Origin of the sequence: Amycolatopsis anabasis, from assembly GCF_009765355.1 — a bacterium.
In the GTDB taxonomy this organism is placed as follows: Bacteria; Actinomycetota; Actinomycetes; order Mycobacteriales; family Pseudonocardiaceae; genus Amycolatopsis; species Amycolatopsis anabasis.
The window spans coordinates 1-16192 of sequence record NZ_VTHK01000011.1; the positions used below are offsets into that span (position 1 = coordinate 1).

At 71.0% G+C, this 16192-nt stretch carries 15 protein-coding genes; 7 read left to right on the forward strand and 8 right to left on the reverse strand.

The annotated features are described in order from the left end of the window. The first annotated feature begins 164 nt into the window (after positions 1–164). The 6 genes from FXO23_RS16200 to FXO23_RS16225 are packed head-to-tail and all read left to right on the forward strand — an operon-like array spanning position 165 to position 5506. The gene (locus FXO23_RS16200) at positions 165–1490 is read left to right on the forward strand and encodes an MFS transporter (protein ID WP_158885644.1); all 1326 of its coding nucleotides are present in this window, start codon (positions 165–167) and stop codon (positions 1488–1490) included. Positions 1491–1499: 9 nt separating this feature from the next. Further along, a complete protein-coding gene (locus FXO23_RS16205; RefSeq protein ID WP_158885646.1) occupies positions 1500–2165 on the forward strand; it encodes a response regulator transcription factor in 666 nt (221 codons plus the stop codon). A 5-nt stretch (positions 2166–2170) separates the two neighbouring features. After that, positions 2171–3571, forward strand: coding sequence for a sensor histidine kinase (locus tag FXO23_RS16210; RefSeq protein ID WP_158885648.1), 1401 nt, complete (start codon positions 2171–2173; stop codon positions 3569–3571). After that, positions 3568–4509: a TAXI family TRAP transporter solute-binding subunit gene (locus FXO23_RS16215; protein ID WP_158885650.1), complete on the forward strand. Its 942-nt coding sequence runs from the start codon at positions 3568–3570 to the stop codon at positions 4507–4509. The genes FXO23_RS16210 and FXO23_RS16215 overlap by 4 nt, the downstream gene beginning before the upstream one ends. A 52-nt stretch (positions 4510–4561) precedes the next feature. Further along, positions 4562–4987, forward strand: coding sequence for an acyl-CoA thioesterase (locus FXO23_RS16220; protein WP_158886045.1), 426 nt, complete (start codon positions 4562–4564; stop codon positions 4985–4987). A 57-nt stretch (positions 4988–5044) separates the two neighbouring features. Then, positions 5045–5506, forward strand: coding sequence for a tRNA (cytidine(34)-2'-O)-methyltransferase (locus FXO23_RS16225; RefSeq protein ID WP_158885652.1), 462 nt, complete (start codon positions 5045–5047; stop codon positions 5504–5506). A gap of 5 nt (positions 5507–5511) precedes the next feature. Here FXO23_RS16225 and FXO23_RS16230 read toward each other — a convergent pair whose 3' ends face one another. The 8 genes from FXO23_RS16230 to FXO23_RS16265 all read right to left on the reverse strand — a co-directional run bounded on the left by FXO23_RS16230 (position 5512) and on the right by FXO23_RS16265 (position 12988). Further along, a complete protein-coding gene (locus FXO23_RS16230; protein WP_158885654.1) occupies positions 5512–6243 on the reverse strand; it encodes a hypothetical protein in 732 nt (243 codons plus the stop codon). Between the two features lie 68 nt (positions 6244–6311). Beyond that, positions 6312–6908 carry a hypothetical protein gene (locus FXO23_RS16235; RefSeq protein WP_158885656.1) on the reverse strand — a complete coding sequence of 199 codons (597 nt, stop codon included), beginning with the start codon at positions 6906–6908 and terminating at the stop codon, positions 6312–6314. Beyond that, a complete protein-coding gene (locus tag FXO23_RS16240) occupies positions 6905–7690 on the reverse strand; it encodes a MerR family transcriptional regulator (protein ID WP_158885658.1) in 786 nt (261 codons plus the stop codon). Before FXO23_RS16240 ends, FXO23_RS16235 begins: the two co-directional genes overlap by 4 nt. A gap of 169 nt (positions 7691–7859) precedes the next feature. Next, the gene (locus FXO23_RS16245; RefSeq protein WP_158885660.1) at positions 7860–8843 is read right to left on the reverse strand and encodes a VWA domain-containing protein; all 984 of its coding nucleotides are present in this window, start codon (positions 8841–8843) and stop codon (positions 7860–7862) included. A gap of 70 nt (positions 8844–8913) precedes the next feature. Continuing rightward, positions 8914–9858 carry a DUF58 domain-containing protein gene (locus tag FXO23_RS16250; RefSeq protein ID WP_158885662.1) on the reverse strand — a complete coding sequence of 315 codons (945 nt, stop codon included), beginning with the start codon at positions 9856–9858 and terminating at the stop codon, positions 8914–8916. A gap of 10 nt (positions 9859–9868) precedes the next feature. Then, positions 9869–10927 (reverse strand): AAA family ATPase, encoded by a 1059-nt coding sequence (locus FXO23_RS16255; RefSeq protein WP_158885664.1) that lies wholly within the window; start codon positions 10925–10927, stop codon positions 9869–9871. Between the two features lie 121 nt (positions 10928–11048). After that, complete coding sequence (gene mobA, locus FXO23_RS16260; RefSeq protein WP_158885666.1) at positions 11049–11606, reverse strand: molybdenum cofactor guanylyltransferase; 558 nt, start codon at positions 11604–11606, stop codon at positions 11049–11051. An 11-nt stretch (positions 11607–11617) separates the two neighbouring features. Beyond that, positions 11618–12988 carry an NlpC/P60 family protein gene (locus FXO23_RS16265; RefSeq protein ID WP_425484867.1) on the reverse strand — a complete coding sequence of 457 codons (1371 nt, stop codon included), beginning with the start codon at positions 12986–12988 and terminating at the stop codon, positions 11618–11620. Between the two features lie 318 nt (positions 12989–13306). Between FXO23_RS16265 and FXO23_RS16270 the strand changes: the two genes are divergently transcribed. Continuing rightward, positions 13307–16117, forward strand: coding sequence for an aconitate hydratase (locus FXO23_RS16270; protein WP_158885668.1), 2811 nt, complete (start codon positions 13307–13309; stop codon positions 16115–16117). Positions 16118–16192 lie beyond the last annotated feature (75 nt).

The window sequence follows — 16192 nt, forward strand, 5'->3', positions numbered from 1 at the left end:
GATCATGGACACCCTCGCCTACGTCTTCGACCTCGCACCCCTTGGAATAGGTCGTCTAGCGGACGGTAAGCCCGACTTCCCTAAGCGACTGTTAGGAAGTTCTTCACCTTCTTGTTCCCCGCTCCCCGAGTGGTCACGGTGAGTCAGAACACAGGAGGTCAATGATGACTACGCGGATCGCCGAGGCGTCTTCGGCGAGCGAGAAGCGCGTGATCGGCAACGTGCTGCGCGGCTCGATCGGCAATTTGATCGAATGGTACGACTGGTACGCCTACGCCGCGTTCACCACGTATTTCGCCCGTTCGTTCTTCCCGAAGGGCGACACGACCGCGCAGTTCCTCAACAGCGCCGCGATCTTCGCGGTCGGGTTCCTCATGCGGCCGATCGGCGGCTGGCTGCTCGGCAGGTTCGCCGACCGCTTCGGGCGCCGGACCGCGCTGGTCCTCTCGGTGACCCTGATGGCCGCCGGTTCGCTGGTGATCACGTTCACGCCCGGGTACGCCACGATCGGGGTCGCCGCGCCGATCCTGCTCGTGCTCGCGCGGCTGCTGCAGGGCCTGTCGGTGGGCGGCGAGTACTCGACCTCGGCGACCTATCTGTCCGAAGTGGCCTCACCGGGCAAACGCGGCTTCTACTCCAGTTTCCAGTACGTGACGCTCACCGCGGGCCAGCTGCTCGCGCTGGCCCTGCAGATCGTGCTGCAGCAGCTGCTCACCGAGGAGCAGATGTACTCGTGGGGCTGGCGGATCGCGTTCGCCGTCGGCGCGCTCGGCGCGGTGCTGGTGATGTACCTGCGGCGCGGGATGGACGAATCGGCGAGCTACCGGGCCGAAACCGGCGGCGAGGCCAAGACCCCGGGCGAACGCGGCACGATCCGCGCGCTGCTGCGGCACCCGAAGGAGATCGCGCTGGTCGTGGGCCTGACGCTGGGCGGCACGGTCGCGTTCTACACCTACACGACCTACATGCAGAAGTTCATGGAGAACACCGCGCACATCCCGAAGACCACGGTCACCTGGATCAACTTCGCGGCGCTGCTGGTGTTCGTGATCCTGCAGCCGATCGCCGGGCGGATCTCCGACCGGATCGGGCGGCGGCCGATGCTGCTGTTCTTCGGGATCGCCGGGACGCTGCTCACCGTTCCGCTGATGACCACCATGGCGAAGACCTCGCAGCCGGTGCTCGCCTTCCTGCTCATGCTCAGCGCGCTGGTGATCGTCACCGGGTACACCTCGATCAACGCGATCGTGAAGGCCGAGCTGTTCCCCACCCGGATCCGCGCCCTCGGGGTGGGGCTGCCGTACGCCCTGACGGTGGCGATCTTCGGCGGGACCGCCGAACTGATCGCCCAGTGGCTCAAGAAGATCGGCCACGAACCGCTGTTCTTCTGGTACGTCGCGGGTTGCATCCTGGTCTCGCTGATCGTCTACGGCACAATGCGCGAGACTTCGAAGAGTTCCGAACTGGAGAAGGGCTCTTCGGTCTCGTAGGTGGAAGGTGTGGCCGTGCGCGTGTTACTCGTCGAGGACGACGACGGGGTCGCCGACGCGCTCTCCGAGTCGTTGCACGCGCGCGGCCACCCCGTCACCCGGGTGGCCCGGGGCAGTGACGCGCTGACCCGGCACCGCGACGCCGATCTGGTGCTGCTCGACCTCGGCCTGCCCGATCTCGACGGCCTGGACGTGCTGCGCAAGATCCGGCAGGTGTCCGAGGTCGCGGTCGTGGTGCTGACCGCCCGCGACGACGAGCGTTCGGTGGTGCGGGGCCTGCGCCTCGGCGCCGACGACTACCTCGCGAAGCCGGTCCGCCTGGCCGAACTGCTCGCCCGGATGGACGCGGTGGTCCGGCGGGCGGGCGCCCGCACCGCGCCCGCCGCGGACACCGTCCGCATCGAGGACGTGGAGATCGACCTGGGCGCGCGGCGGGTCCTGGTCGGTGGCGTGGACGTCGGGCTCACCACCAAGGAGTTCGACGTGCTCGCCGTGCTGGCCGCCCGCCCGGGCACCGCGGTGAGCCGCCAGCAGCTGATGGACGAGGTCTGGGGCGACGCCTACCTCGCGGTCTCCCGGTCGCTGGACGTGCACCTGACCCAGTTGCGCGCCAAGCTCAACCGGCCCGGGTTGCTCAGCACGATCCGCGGTTTCGGCTACCGCCTCGGGGGCTGACCGTCGTGCGCGCGCGGCTGCTCGTCGTCCTGGTGGCCTTCGCGCTGGCCGCGGTGGCCGCGTTCGCGCTGCCGCTGCTTTCTGCCACCGCCGAGCAGCGCACCCAGCAGCTGGTGATCGCCCGCAACGCCGACGTGGACCGGTTCGCGGTGCTCGCGCAGCAGGCGGTCGCTTCCAGCGACAGCGCCGCGCTGGCCGAGGAGGCCAAGCGGTACGCCCAGGTCTACGGCGAATCGGTGGTCGTGGTCGACGCGCGCCAGATCCCGCTGGTCCAGGTCGGCGGGCTCTCGGCGGGCGAACCCGGGGTGCGCGCGCTCGTCGACGCGACCATGCGCAACCAGCCGAGCCCGCCGCCGGAGACGGTCCGCCCGTGGTCGGACGCGCCCGTGCTGTTCGCGCGGCCGATCGGCACCGCCACCCGCGTGTCCGGGGTGGTCGTGCTGCGCGCGTCGGTCGCGGCCGCCGCGCGGGACGTGGCGGGGCGGTGGGCGGTCGTCGCGGCGGGAGCGCTGCTCGCCGGGATGGTGTTCGTGCTGGTGGCGATGTTGCTGGCCCGCTGGGTGCTGCGGCCGCTGCACGAACTGGAGGGCGGCGTCGCCGCGGTGACCGCGGGCCACCGCGCGCAGGTTCCCGCCCGCGGGGGCCCGAAGGAACTGCGCTCGCTGGCGACCTCGTTCAACCGGATGTCCGACGCGGTGGTCGAAGCCGCAGAACAGCAGCGGCGGCTCGTCGCCGACGCCTCGCACCAGCTGCGCAATCCGATGGCCGCGCTGCGGCTGCGGGTGGACTCGCTGGCCGAGCGCGTGGACGCATGCGGGCAGCGCGCGTACCGCGCCACGGTCACCGAAGTCGAACGGCTCGAAGCGCTGCTCGACGGGCTGCTCGCGCTGGCGGTCGCGGACAGCACCGCGACCCGGCTGGCGGTCGGCGACCACGGCGACGAACCCTCGGACGTGGCTTCGGTGCTCGCCGAACGGCTCGACGCCTGGGGGGCCGCGGCCGAACGGGCGGGGGTCCGGTTGCCGCCCCCGGCCGAGCACACCGAACCGGTCCTGGTGCGCTGCCCGGAATCGGAACTCGCGCAGATCCTCGACGTGCTGCTGGACAACGCGGTCGCCTACGCGGGCGAGGGCGCACGGGTGCGGTGCGACTGGGCCGCCGACCACGCCGCCGGGATCGCCCGGATCGTGGTCGAAGACGACGGGCCCGGGCTTTCCGCGGCCGAACTGGCCCGCGCGACCGAACGGTTCTGGCGGGCCGAACGGGACGGCGCGCCGCGCGGCACCGGGCTCGGCCTGGCCATCGCGCAGCGGCAGATCGGCGCGCGCGGCGGGACGCTGGAACTGCGCGCCGCCGAACCGCACGGGTTGATCGTCCGCATCGAGCTGCCGCTGGAGGAGAGATGACCTTCTCCCGGCGCACCGCGCTGCTCGGCGGGCTGGCACTCCTGACCGGCTGCGCCACCGGCGGCTACCAGGGGCCGGAACGTTCGCTCACCATCGCGGCCGGGGAAAGCGGCGGCTTCTACCTCGCCTTCGCCGAACTCCTCGCCGCCGAGCTGAACCGCGCCGAACCGCGGCTGCGCTGCACCGCGGCGCCGACCGAGGCGAGTGTCGCGAACGTGCAGCGCGTGCGCGAAGGGACCGCCGACCTCGGCCTGGTGCTCGCCGATGTCGCCCAGTCCGCCGTCGCGGGCAAGCCGCCGTTCGGCGAAGCGGTGCCGCTGCGCGCGCTCGGGCGCGTGTACGAGAACTACCTCCAGCTCGTGGTGCGCGCCGACGGCCCGGTACGCACGCTCGCCGATCTCGCGGGCCGGACCGTGTCGCTCGGCGCCGCCGGGTCGGGCGCGGCGCAATCCGGCCAGCGGCTGTTCGAAACGGCCGGAATCCCGTTGGCTGTCCAGCATTTCCCGTTCGCGGAGGCGATCGCCGCGTTGCGCGAGCGGCGGGTCGACGCGTTCCTCTGGTCCGGCGGCGTCCCGACCCCGGCGCTGACCGAACTGGACCAGGCCACCCCGATCGCACTGGTCGCGCTGGACGGCGTGCTGCCCGCCCTGCGCGCGGCGTACGGCCCGGTGTACGAGGAGGTCCGGGTCCCCGCGGGCGTCTACCGGGCGCCGCGCGAGGTGCCGACCATCGGCGTGGCGAACCTGCTGGTGACCTCGGCCGCCCTGCCCGACGAGCTGGCCGCCGCGGTCGTCCGGGTCCTGGTGAACCGGGCCGCGGATCTGGTGCCCGCGCAGGCGGTCGGCACCCAGTTCCTCGACGTGCGGACGCTGATCGGCACCGGGACCGTGCCGCTGCACCCGGGGGCCGCGAACGCGTACCGGGACCTGCACGGTTGATCTTCGCGGTAGGTTGGCCTTGTTGATCGTTGCCGGAATGGGGGTCGAGGCCATGACCGAGCGGGGCGAACCGATCGTCCGCATGCCGCTGCGCGTCCGCTACCACGAATGCGACGGGCAGGGCATCGTGTTCAACGCCAACTATCTGGCCTATGTGGACATGGCCGCCTTCGAATGCTCGAAGGCGCTGTTCGGGTCGCACGCGAAGCTGCTGGAACGCGGCTACGACCAGGTGGTGGCCGAGTCGAACATCCGCTACCTGGCGCCGTGCCACTTCGAGGACGAACTCGTGGTGGAGGCCTACGTCGAACGCGTCGGCCGGACCTCGCTGCTGTTCGAGTTCCGGATCAACCGGGGCGAGGAGACGGTGACCGTGGTCAAGACCCGTTATGTCTGGGTGAGCATGGAAACCATGCGCCCGGCCGAACCGCCCGAGGACATCCAGCAGATCTTCACCGCCTACGCTCCGCAGGCCTGACCCGGCGTACGATGACCGGGGCAACGGCCGGGGAACGGAGGCGGAAGAACCACCACCATGTTCCGGATGCTGTTCTACCGCCCCGAAATCCCGCAGAACACGGGTAACGCGATCCGGCTGGCCGCCAACACCGGCAGCGAACTGCACCTGGTGGAACCGCTCGGTTTCTCCCTCGACGCCAAACACCTCCGGCGCGCCGGGCTGGACTACCACGACCTCGCCTGCGTCCGGGTGCACGCCGATCTGGACGCCGCCTGGCACGCCCTGCTCCCGGCGAAGGTGTACGCGTTCAGCACCACCGCGAACCGCTCCTACGCCGAAATCGCCTACTCCCCGGGGGACGTGCTGCTCTTCGGCCCCGAATCGGCCGGCCTGCCCGCCGAGGTGCAGCACGCCGCCGAGATCACCGACCGGCTCCGGCTGCCGATGCTGCCCACCTCCCGATCGCTGAACCTGGCCAACGCCGCGTCGATCGCGATCTACGAAGCCTGGCGCCAGCACGACTTCCCGGGCAGCTGAGCACCTCATCCGGATAGCGGCTCGCGGCGCTCCAGGCCGACCACCCAGACCGCCTTCGGATCCAGGAAGTTGATCAGGTTCAGCAGTGCGTTGTGCACCTCCACCAACCGCGGCCGACCGGACTCCCGATCCGCGGCGAATCGCGCGATGTCCCGCAGCAACGGCTCGAACCAGCGTTTGAACTCGGGATCGGTCGCCATCCTGGTGTGGAACTCGATGTAACCGAGGCACCGCAGCCGATCCTCGCCCTCCACCGCCGGGCGGGTCATCAACTCACCGAGCGCCCGCTGTTCGCCCCCGAGCAGCCGGAACGTCTGGTCGCCCTCGATCGGACGGCTGATCGCGCCGCCCACTCCCCCGAGCAACTCCAGCAGCCGCCGGTTGCGGCGGCGGCTGCCGAGGTCCAGGAAACGCGCCTCCCGGTACATGATCTCGACCCAGCCGAGGTACCAGGCGAACCGGTAGGCGCTCTCGTAGACGACGTACTCCTGGTGCCGATCGTCGTCCTCGAGCAGGAACCTGTTCTCGCCCTTCGGATCGTTGAACGCGTTGGCCAGCCTGCCCATCAGCAGCGCGGCGGCCTGGAGCAACGGGTCGCGGTACCGGCTGACCCGGTGCCGCCGCTCCTCCAGCCGGTCGCCGTGGCGACGCCGGGCTTCGAACAACGCGCCGAGCAGCACGGTCGTCAACGCCGAGCCGAAGGACACGATCGCCGACACCAACGACAGGGTGTTCACCCGCCGGCACCTCCGCCGTTCCGCACCTGACCCGCCGAGCGCCGGATGGCGCGGCACCGCATCGTAGTTCAGCCGAGCGGATGCGGCAGAGCCTTCGGCAAGGCCGCCTTGATCGCGGCGACCGCGGCGCGCGGTTCGTCGGCGCGGAAACGCAGGACGGTCGCCTCGCCCGCGGTGCCGTTGAGCACGACCGCGACCGGTTCGGACAGTTCGACGACCACATCGGTCTGGTTGCCCACCACGACGGCGAACTCCCGTTCCCGGAGTCGCAGGGTGGGGCCGCTGTGCTGTTTACGCTCGGCGCGCACCGCGGCGACCGAGGTCAACGGCACCTCCAGCGTGAACTGGGTGCCGTTCCGCAGCAGCAACACGCCGTTCCCCACCCGATGCGGCCGGACGACCGCGGTGGCCGCCAGGCCCAGGACCTGGAGCACCGCGCACGCGTCCAGGACGTGCACCACCGGCCACGGCACGAGCAGCCCGACCACCGCGGTCTCCAGGCCGAGGACGAACGCCAGTGCGAGCATCATCGGCACCTGTTCGCGCCCGTAGCCGAGTTCGACGTCGCCGGGGGCGAGCCCGACGCGACGGCGTGACAGCCAGGCGCCGAGATCGGTCAATCCGCGCAGCTGGCTCACCGCCAGGCGCCGCAGCGCCCGGTTCACCGGCCGTCCCCGTCGCCGTCACGGGTCCGCTCGGAGACGAGCCGCAGTGCACGCCGCAGAACTTCGGCCTGGGCGGGGGCGAGCGAGTCCAGGACCGCCGCGCCGAACGCGTCGTCCACGTCGAACCCGTCCCCGGTGAGCACCCCGGCCGGGAAGCCGTCGGCGAACACGGCCGCGAGCGGTTCCACCCGCGGATCGTCCACCGGTGCGTCCGCGAGTTCCTCGAGCCGCCGGGCCAGCTCCCGCCCGCGCGCCACGAACTCCGGATCGGCCGCCAGCGGCGCCATCGCCGCCAGGACGCGTTCTCGTTCGACCGGCCCGGCGGTGGTGTCCAGCAATGCGAACAACTCGCGTTCCCGGACCGCCAGCGCGGACTCCGCGCCGGTGCCTTGTTCGAGTTTTCCCAGCAATTCCGCCATTTCCGGCGACACCGAATCGTCGGCGTGCACCGCACCCCGTTCCGCGCGCTCGATCAGCACCGCGAGCCGCGCCCGGCGGTCCCGGATCCGCTGCTCCTGCCGCGCGAGGTCGCCGTCCAGTTCGACCAGGATCTCGTGCAGGTCGCGACCCCGGTCGTCGGCGAGCGCGTCCCGCACCTCGTCCAGGCTCAGCCCGAGTTCGGTCAGGCGCCGGATCCGCGCCAGCTCGATCGCATCGCGCAATCCGTACCGGCGGTAGCCGTTCGCCCGCCGCTCGGGTTCGGGCAGCAACCCCCGGCGGTGGTAATGCCGCACCGTCCGCGCCGAGACGCCGACCAAGCCCGCGAGTTCACCGATCCGCATGCGTCCAGTAGAAACCCTGACGCCGCGACAAGGTCAACTTCGCGCCGAGTCGCCTCCTCGGTCGCGCCGAAAGCGAGGGAGCCGGGTACTGGGGGTCGTGAGTGTTTGGACTGGTTCTAACCGGTCTGTCCACTCACGACCCCTGCCAGCCCTTGATCTCGGCCATGGGTCAGGGCAATCGCTGGCCGAGGAACAACGAACCCGCCGCGGCGATCATCAGCACCAGCGTGCCAAGGATGACCCACGGCCGGCTGGCGTCGGCGTCCTTGAGCTCGTAGCCGATCTGCTCGCCGAGGTTGTCGTAGACGCGCTTGAGCTCGTCGGCGGTGGCCGCCTTGTAGAACTCACCGCCGGAAAGCCGGGCGACCTCCTGCAACGAGTCGTCGTCGACCGCGACCTCGACATCCTTGCCGTCGATGCCCACCGAACCGTGCGAGGTGCCGAACGAGATCGTCGAGATCGGGATCTGCGCCTGCTTCGACGCCTGCGCCGCGGTGTAGGCGCCGCGCGGGCCGAACGGGTCGTCGGTGGGGACGGTCTGCTTGCCGTCACTCATCAGCACGATCCGCGCGGGCGGCGGCCCCTCGGCCCCGCCCACCACCGACGAGAAGCCCTCGATCGACTGCAGCGCCGCGAAAATCCCCTCACCGGTCGCGGTCGACTGCGCGAGTTTGAGGTTCTCGATGGACCGGACCACGCCCTGCCGCTGCGTGGTGGGCGCGACCTGCACGGTCGCGGTACCGGCGAACGTCACCAGGCCCAGGTTGATCCCCGGGGTCAACCCCTCCACGAACGATTTCGCGGCCGCCTGCGCGGCCTTGATCCGGCTCGGCGCGACGTCGGTCGCCTCCATGGACAGCGACACGTCGATCACCAGCAGGACGGTCGCGCGGTTGCGCGGCACCCGTTGCTCGGCGGTCGGCCCGGCCAGCCCGACGGTCAGCAGGATCAGCGAAACGAGGATCAGGGCGGCCGGGACGTGCCGGATCCAGCCCTGGCTCTTCGGCGCGACCTTGTCCAGCAGTTCCAGGTTCGTGAACTTCATGGTGCGCTTGCGCCGCACCCGCTGGGCCAGGAAGTACCCGACGGCGACCGCGGCCACCGCGAACAGCAGCAGGAACCACCAGGGCGCGCTGAAACCGGTAAGGCTCATGCCGCGCCTCCCGCGAGTTCGCGCGCGACCGCGATCGCGTCTCGAGTGCCGCGACCTGGCATCGTGCGCTTCATGCCACACCCCCGGACCAGCGCCGCTTGCGGGCGACCACGAACCGCACGGTGTCCGCGATCCAGTCCGAATCGGTGCGCAGCACCAGATGCGCGGCGCCCGCCTTGCGCAGCGCGGCGGCGACCTGGTCGCGGTGCGCCTGCGCGGCCGCGGCGAATTCCTTGCGCAGCAACGGGGACGCGTGCACCTCGCGCTGCCGTCCGGTTTCCGGATCGGCCAGCACGACCGTGCCCACCTCGGGCAGGTCGACATCCCGCGGATCGACGATCTCCACCCCGATCAGATCGTGCCGGGCCGACAGCGCGCGCAGCGGCCGCTGCCACGCGGTGTCGCCGAGGAAGTCGGAAACCACCACCGCGAGCCCCCGGCGCCGGGGCGGCCGCCGCAGCTGTTCGATCGCCGCGGCCAGATCTCCCCGGGTGCCCTCGGGGGCGCGCGGTGTCGTCGCGACCCGGCGGACCAGCCCGCGGACGTGCGCCAGCCCGCCGCGGGCCGGGATCCGGGTGGTCTGCGCGCCGTTGGCGATCAGCGCGCCGAGCCGGTTGCCGCCGCCCGCCGCGGTGAGGTGGGCGAGCGCCGCGATCGCGCAGACCACCAGATCCCGCTTCTCGCAGAGCGCGGTGCCGAAGTCCAGGCTGGCGGACAGATCCGCGACGACCCAGGTCTCCAGTTCGCGGTCGGCCACGGTCTCCCGGATGTGCGGGACCGTGGTGCGCGCGGTGACCGCCCAGTCCATCCGCCGCACGTCGTCGCCGGGCTGGTACGGCCGGGCCTCCCCCGGCTCGGACCCCGGGCCGGGCACCAACCCGAGGTGGTTTCCCTGCAACAGGCCGTCCAACCGGCGCCGCACCTCGAGCTCGAGCGTGCGCAGACCGGCCTCCAGGCGCTCGCCACGCAGAACCGGTGGCGCCCAGTCGGGCCTGGTGCCGTTCTCGTCCCTCACTGTGACCCGCTCACCTGCCCGCGGGGACGGGGTGGCCCGGGCCGCCCTGCGGCCGCGCCGACACCTGGGGCAGCGGCACGGTCTGCAGCACCCGCGTGATGATGTGGTCCAGCGGCACCCCGTCGGCCAGCGCGTCGTAGGACAGCACGAGCCGGTGCCGGAGCACGTCCGGGACCACGTCGACCACGTCCTGCGGCAGCACGTAATCGCGCCCGCGGACCAGCGCCAGCGCGCGGGCCGCGGCGATGATGCCCAGGCTGGCGCGCGGCGAGGCACCGTAGGACACCCAGCCCGCCACATCGGTCAGCCCGTGCTCGGCCGGGGTCCGCGTGGTCAGCACCAGGCGCACCACGTAGTCCACCAGCGCGTGGTGCACGAACACCTGGGACGCGACGCCCTGCAGCCGGACCAGTTCGGCGGGGCTGAGCACCTCGTGCGGCTCCGGCGGGGTCACGCCCATCCGGTAGACGATCTCCCGCTCCTCCTCGGCCGTCGGGTACTCGACGACGATCTTGAACAGGAACCGGTCGCGCTGCGCCTCCGGCAGCGGGTACACGCCCTCGTTCTCGATCGGGTTCTGGGTGGCCAGCACCAGGAACGGATCGGGCATCGGGAAGGTCTTGCCGCCGATCGACACGTGCCGCTCGGCCATCACCTCGAGCATGGCCGACTGCACCTTCGCGGGGGCGCGGTTGATCTCGTCGGCGAGCACGAAGTTCGCCACCACCGGGCCGAGCTCGACGTCGAACTGCTCGCTGCCCTGGCGGTAGATGCGGGTGCCGAGGATATCGGCCGGGACCAGGTCGGGGGTGAACTGCACACGCGAGAAGGAACCGCCGACGACCCGGGCGAAGGTCTCCACGGCGAGCGTCTTGGCCACACCGGGCACACCCTCCAGCAGCAGGTGCCCCTTCGCGAGCAGGCCGACGAGCATGCGCTCCACCAGCCGGTCCTGCCCGACGATGATCCGCTTGACCTCGAACACGGTGCGTTCCAGGAGCTGCGCGTCCCGCGCCGGCGTGCCGGATTGCTGGCCGGCCGCGCCGTCGGCGTACCCGGACTCCGTCACGGTGCCTCCCTCGCTGATGATCGGATGTGCCGCGCCGACCGTACCGTTCGCGTGACACGACTGTGCGTGACGGTAGCCAACCGGATCACCCGTATGACGGCTGTGAAAGCCCTGCCACCCGTTACGACTCCCGGCGGAGCCGCTCCAGATCCTCGGGCGTGTCGACGTCCGCGCTCTCCCCCGGCAACTCCGGGACCGCCACGACGGCAAGCCCGGCCAGGGTCCGGCGCAGGGACGCGCCCGCGGGCTCCGGCGGCAGCGCCTCCCGCAGCGCCCGCGCCCGCCAGACGCCGATCAGCCACTGCCGCCTGCCGTCGGCGTCGACCAGCACGGCCCCGTCCCCCGCGCCGACCGCCGCCCGCAGGCGATCCACAGTGGACGGAGTGATCCGGGCGAGGTCCCCGGCCAGCACGGCGACCAGCTCGGTTTCCGGCGGCGCCGCGGCGAGCCCGGCAGCGAGGGCGGCGACCGGTCCCCCGCCCGGCGGTTCCTCGCGGGTCCACCGGACGCCGGGCACCCCGTCCCGCCGCGGACCGACCACGATCACCGGATCGGCCCCGGTCAGGGCGGCGACAACCGTGCGCAGCAACGGCTTTCCGCGCACGTCGAGCATCGGCTTGTCCACTCCGGACAGTCGGTGTGCGCCGCCACCGGCCAGCACGATTCCGGCCAGGCTCATGGCGGTGAACGTTAGCCGATCAGCCGCGTGGCGTAGGGCATGATCCCGCCGTACCGGACCGGCGACACCTTGACCACCGAACCGGACTGCGGTGCCTCGACCATCTGGCCGTTGCCGAGGTAGAGCGCCACGTGGTGGATTCCGCCGCCACCGCCCCAGAACAGCATGTCGCCCCGGCGCATCTGGGACAGCGGCACCTTGCGGCCCGCGTGGTACTGGTAGCCGCTGTAGTGCGGCAGCGACCGCACCCCGGCGAACGCGTAGATCATCAGGCCCGAGCAGTCGAACCCGATCTTGCGGTAGTCGCCGAACCGGTCGGCGACGCCGCCGTCGCGGATGCCCCGGGTGGGCCCGCTCGCGTTGCCGCCGCCCCACGCGTAGGGCAGGCCGAGCTGGGACATCGCCCGGGCGATCACCGCCTCCACACTCGCGCCGGCCGGGGCCGAGGGCCGCCCGCGCGGCGGGGGCGCCGGATCGTTGTTGCCGCCGCCGCCCTGATTGCCCTGGCTGGCGGCCGCCGCCAGCGCGGCTTGCCGCGCCCGCTCCTCGTCCTCGCGCTGCTTCTGGGCCAGCCAGTCCTGGTAGCGCTGGCGCTGCCCCTGCAGCCCGCTGACCTTCTCCTGGGCCTGGAACAACCGCTGCTCGACGCTCTGCTTGTTGGCCTCGAGCTGGGCGGCCTGGCTCTGCTGGCTCTCCTGCGCGTGCACGGCCGCCGCCTGCGCCGCGTCCGCGGTGCCCTTGGCGCGTTCGGCCGCGGCCTGCTTCTGCTCGGCGATCTCCAGCGCCTTGCGGGCCGCCGCGTCCTTGTTCGCCTTCTCGGCCTGCGCGCGCCGCATCTCCTCCAGAGCGTGGAGCTGGCTGCCGCCGACCGCGTTCAGCATCTGCGCCCGGGCCAGCAGGTCCTTCGGACTGTCCGAGCCGATATAGGCCGACATCGACCCGATCGTGCTGCCCTGCTGGTAGCTCCCCGCGATGAACCGGTCCAGGTTCTGCCGCGCGATCTCGATCGCGCCGACGGCAGCGTCGGACTCGCGCCGCGCCGCCTCGGCGTCCAGCCGGGCCTGACCCGCGGCGTCCTGCGCCGTCTGCATGTCGACCAGGGCCTTGTTGGCCTCTTCCATCTTCAGTTCGACATCGGCCTGCAGCTCGGAGAGCTTGCTTTCGGCCGCGGCGAGCTGGTTGGTGAGCTGGCCGACCTCGCCCGCCCGGGCGTTCGCCTCGGCCCGGCTGGCGTCGATCTCGGAATCGCTCGGATTCGGCGGTGGTGGCGGCGCCGCCACACCCGTACCGGCCGCACCGAGCAGCGCCACCAGGCCGAACGCCCCGACCACAAGCAGCCGGGGGATCGCCCCGCCACTCTGCCTTCTCGGCACGGCCTCCACCTCCCGTCCCGGACCCGCCCCTCGCCGGCCCGGTGCTCATTCGGAGCAACTGTGCCACTAATGCCACATGTTTACCAAGTGTCACAGTGACCACACAGCTACCGTCTGCCTCAAATTCCCCAACGTGGGTGATGCGTGTCGCGCTTGAAGTTAAAAAAGGACAAGCGTACTGTTTATGCCAGCAGGGAGCCCAGCCCCGTCCCCGCGTCTGCGGACATGGCGAGGGTGCGCAAGACTCGCCCCTGAACCCGAACGACAACCGAACCGCCCCGGGACCAAGCCCCAGCCGGGGCAGCGTCCACGCCACTGGAGTTAGACGTGACTGCACCTGTCAGCAAGGACAGCTTCGGCGCACGCGACACGCTGAAGGTCGGCGACGCCTCCTACGAGGTGTTCCGCCTGAACAAGGTCGAAGGCTCGCAGCGCCTTCCCTACAGCCTGAAGATCCTGCTCGAGAACCTGCTGCGCACCGAGGACGGCGCGAACATCACCGCCGACCACATCCGCGCGCTCGGCGGCTGGGATCCCAACGCCGATCCGTCGATCGAGATCCAGTTCACCCCGGCGCGGGTGATCATGCAGGACTTTACCGGCGTGCCGTGCGTGGTCGACCTCGCCACCATGCGCGAGGCCGTGACCGACCTCGGCGGCGACCCGGACAAGGTCAACCCGCTCGCCCCGGCCGAACTGGTCATCGACCACTCGGTGATCATCGACGTGTTCGGCCGCGCGGACGCCTTCGAGCGGAACGTGGAGATCGAATACGAGCGCAACCGCGAGCGCTACCAGTTCCTGCGCTGGGGGCAGGGCGCGTTCGACGAGTTCAAGGTCGTCCCGCCGGGCACCGGCATCGTGCACCAGGTCAACATCGAGCACCTCGCCCGCACGGTGATGGCCCGGGGCGGACAGGCCTACCCCGACTCCTGCGTCGGCACCGACTCGCACACCACCATGGTGAACGGCCTCGGCGTGCTGGGCTGGGGCGTCGGCGGCATCGAGGCCGAGGCCGCGATGCTCGGCCAGCCGGTGTCGATGCTCATCCCGCGGGTCGTCGGCTTCAAGCTGACCGGCGAGATCCCGGCCGGGGTCACCGCCACCGACGTGGTGCTCACCATCACCGAGATGCTGCGCCGCCACGGCGTGGTCGGCAAGTTCGTCGAGTTCTACGGCGAGAGCGTCGGCGCGGTGCCGCTGGCCAACCGCGCGACCATCGGCAACATGAGCCCGGAGTTCGGCTCCACCGCGGCGATCTTCCCGATCGACGAGGAGACCATCCGCTACCTCAAGCTGACCGGTCGCTCCGCCGAGCAGGTCGCGCTGGTGGAGACCTACGCCAAGGAGCAGGGCCTCTGGCACGACCCGGCGCACGAGCCGTCCTACTCCGAGTACCTCGAGCTGGACCTGTCCACGGTCGTCCCGTCGATCGCCGGGCCGAAGCGCCCGCAGGACCGCATCGAACTGTCCGACGCGAAGTCCTCGTTCCGCAAGTCGGTGCACGACTACGTCGAGGAGCAGTACCCAACCCCGCACACCAATGTGGACGAGAGCAGCGAGGAGTCCTTCCCCGCCAGCGACGCGCCCGCCCTGGGCTTCGCGGACGAGGACGCGGTTCCGGTGCAGTCCGCCGCGAACGGCGCCTCGGGCCGTCCCACCAAGCCGGTGCGGGTGAAGTCCGCGGACCGCGGTGAGTTCGTGCTCGACCACGGCGCCGTGGTGATCGCCTCGATCACCTCGTGCACCAACACCTCGAACCCGTCGGTCATGCTCGGCGCGGCGCTGCTCGCGCGGAACGCGGTCAACAAGGGCCTCACGGTCAAGCCGTGGGTGAAGACCTCGATGGCGCCGGGTTCGCAGGTCGTCACCGACTACTACGAGAAGGCCGGGCTCTGGCCGTACCTGGAGAAGCTGGGTTACCACCTGGTCGGCTACGGCTGCACCACGTGCATCGGCAACTCCGGCCCGCTGCCCGAGGAGATCTCCGCCGCCGTGCAGGAGAACGACCTCACCGTCGTGTCGGTGCTGTCCGGTAACCGCAACTTCGAGGGCCGGATCAACCCGGACGTGAAGATGAACTACCTGGCCTCGCCGCCGCTGGTGATCGCCTACGCGCTGGCCGGGACCATGGACTTCGACTTCGAAGAGCAGCCGCTCGGCCAGGACGAGCAGGGCAACGACGTGTTCCTGGCCGACATCTGGCCGTCGCCGCAGGAGATCCAGGAGACCATCGACTCCGCGATCACGCAGGAGATGTTCTCCAAGGACTACGCGGACGTCTTCGACGGCGGCGACCGCTGGAAGTCCCTGCCCACCCCGGAGGGCAAGACCTTCGACTGGGACCCGCGGTCCACCTACGTCCGCAAGCCCCCGTACTTCGAGGGCATGCAGGCCGAGCCCGCCCCGGTCGAGGACATCTCCGGGGCGCGGGTGCTGGCGAAGCTGGGCGACTCGGTGACCACCGACCACATCTCCCCGGCCGGTGCGATCAAGGTCGACTCGCCCGCGGGCCAGTACCTGACCGAGCACGGCATCGAGCGCAAGGACTTCAACTCGTACGGTTCCCGCCGCGGCAACCACGAGGTGATGATCCGCGGCACGTTCGCCAACATCCGGCTGCGCAACCAGCTCCTGGACGACGTGCAGGGCGGCTACACCCGCGACTTCACCCAGGAAGGCGCGCCGCAGGCGTTCATCTACGACGCGGCGCAGAACTACGCCGAGGCGGGTGTCCCGCTGGTCGTGCTCGGCGGCAAGGAGTACGGCTCCGGCTCTTCGCGCGACTGGGCGGCGAAGGGCACCCGGCTCCTCGGCGTCCGCGCGGTGATCACCGAGTCGTTCGAGCGCATCCACCGGTCGAACCTGATCGGCATGGGCGTCATCCCGCTGCAGTTCCCGGAGGGGGAATCGGCCAAGTCGCTGGGCCTGGACGGCACCGAGACGTTCGACATCTCGGGCATCACCAAGCTCAACGAGGGCGAGACCCCGCGGACGGTCCACGTGACCGCCACCAAGCAGGACGGCGCCAAGGTGGAGTTCGACGCGGTCGTCCGCATCGACACCCCGGGCGAGGCGGACTACTACCGCAACGGCGGCATCCTCCAGTACGTCCTCCGCAAAATGACCCGCGCCTGATCCCCGCGGCACTTTCATGAGGGGACCCCTCCAGACAATTTTCGTCTGGAGGGGTCCCCTCATGACACCTGCGTG

Excerpts from the sequence above, each read along its gene's own strand:
- FXO23_RS16200 (WP_158885644.1), top strand. The coding sequence starts at position 165 with ATGACTACGCGGATCGCCGAGGCGTCTTCGGCGAGCGAGAAGCGCGTG.
- FXO23_RS16215 (WP_158885650.1), top strand. The coding sequence starts at position 3,568 with ATGACCTTCTCCCGGCGCACCGCGCTGCTCGGCGGGCTGGCACTCCTG.
- FXO23_RS16220 (WP_158886045.1), top strand. The coding sequence starts at position 4,562 with ATGACCGAGCGGGGCGAACCGATCGTCCGCATGCCGCTGCGCGTCCGC.
- FXO23_RS16225 (WP_158885652.1), top strand. The coding sequence starts at position 5,045 with ATGTTCCGGATGCTGTTCTACCGCCCCGAAATCCCGCAGAACACGGGT.
- FXO23_RS16240 (WP_158885658.1), bottom strand. The coding sequence starts at position 7,690 with ATGCGGATCGGTGAACTCGCGGGCTTGGTCGGCGTCTCGGCGCGGACG.
- FXO23_RS16245 (WP_158885660.1), bottom strand. The coding sequence starts at position 8,843 with ATGAGCCTTACCGGTTTCAGCGCGCCCTGGTGGTTCCTGCTGCTGTTC.
- mobA (WP_158885666.1), bottom strand. The coding sequence starts at position 11,606 with ATGAGCCTGGCCGGAATCGTGCTGGCCGGTGGCGGCGCACACCGACTG.